Origin of the sequence: Niallia taxi (genome assembly GCF_004005475.1) — a bacterium.
Taxonomy (GTDB): domain Bacteria; phylum Bacillota; class Bacilli; order Bacillales; family Cytobacillaceae; genus Niallia; species Niallia taxi.
In genome coordinates this window covers 1-1,310 of record NZ_RZTZ01000053.1, presented here as the reverse complement: position 1 = coordinate 1,310, position 1,310 = coordinate 1, and the positions used below count along the sequence as shown (strand labels likewise).

The following is a 1,310-nucleotide window of genomic DNA, read 5'->3' as shown; positions in this document are numbered from 1 at the left end:
TGATATTATCCCCTTTAGGTAGACAGTGTAAAAAGCCCACAAGAATAATTGTGGATGGTACACTCTACTTGGAGGGGATTTTATTATGGCAAAAAAAGGGCAAACATTTCAATCATACTCTTCAGAAACAAAACTAAAAGCAGTAATAATGTATGAAAACGGAGAAGGAAGCTACAATTCTATTTCTGAGGAATTAGGACTTAGGAGTTCAACCCAGCTTAAGGATTGGGTAAAGAAATACAGAAAAGGTGAATCGTTTCATGATCTTCGAGGGTCTAACCCGTCTACTCATCCATTTATCGGTAGACCTAAAACAAAATTTAACAGTGTTGAAGAAGAGAGAGATTACTTAAAGGCACAGGTTGAATACTTAAAAAAGCGTTATCCAAATCTACACGGAGAGGTGAAGTGAAAAAATCAGAACGATTTAAAATCATCAATGAGATGAGAAGCGAATATCCAGTCACATGGTTAGTTGAAATCGCGAAGGTTAGCCGTGCAGGTTATTATAAATGGGAAAGTACTGGAGAACAGAGAAGAGAGAGATTGGAAAGAGAGAGCTCGATCAAGGGACATATTCTAGCAGTCCATCGAAGAAACAATCAGTATGGTTATCCTCGCTTAACGACTGCATTAAAAGATGAAGGGCTAATCGTTAACCATAAGCGTATTTACAGATTAATGAAAGATTTAGGAATTCAATCAATTATAAGAAAGAAACGTCGTTTCTTTGGTAAAGAAGCATCAAATGTCTATCCTAATATGGTAAATCGTCAATTTAAGGATAGGAAGTTCAATGAAGTATTAGTGACTGATATTACATACATTCCGTTTCAGAATCGCTTTTATTACCTTTCGGTAGTGCAGGATTTATATAACAATGAAATAGTTGCATGGAAACTCTCAAATAGGAATGATATAAAACTGGTATTAGATACAGTTGAACAGGTTACAAACAAAAGAAACGTGCATGGAACAATCCTACATTCGGATCAAGGATTCCAGTACACGTCTAGGCAATACAGTAAACGACTAAGTGAAAAGGGTATTCTAGGCAGCCACTCTCGCAAAGGAAACTGCCTAGATAATGCCTGTATCGAGTCGTTCTTCTCACATTTCAAGACGGAGAAGTTGTATCAAATTAATTGTAAAACAGAACATGAACTTGAACAAGCAATAGAAGATTATATGTACGAATATAACTATAAAAGATTCCAAAAACGACTCAACCAGTGTGCTCCGGTTGAATACCGAGTCACACTGGCTGCATAGTCTTTTTTATGGCTGTCTACTTGACAGGGGTAAGACCA

Annotated in this window: 1 protein-coding gene; it reads left to right on the top strand. The window is 36.7% G+C overall.

Annotated elements, in window-relative coordinates; all coding sequences use genetic code 11:
- Positions 1-85 precede the first annotated feature (85 nt).
- Positions 86-1,272 (top strand): IS3 family transposase gene (locus EM808_RS28345; protein ID WP_127743151.1). Its coding sequence is split into 2 segments (ribosomal slippage): positions 86-383 and positions 383-1,272, totalling 1,188 coding nucleotides; the frame shifts between segments, so codons are not numbered across the junction.
- The last annotated feature ends 38 nt before the right edge of the window (positions 1,273-1,310 follow it).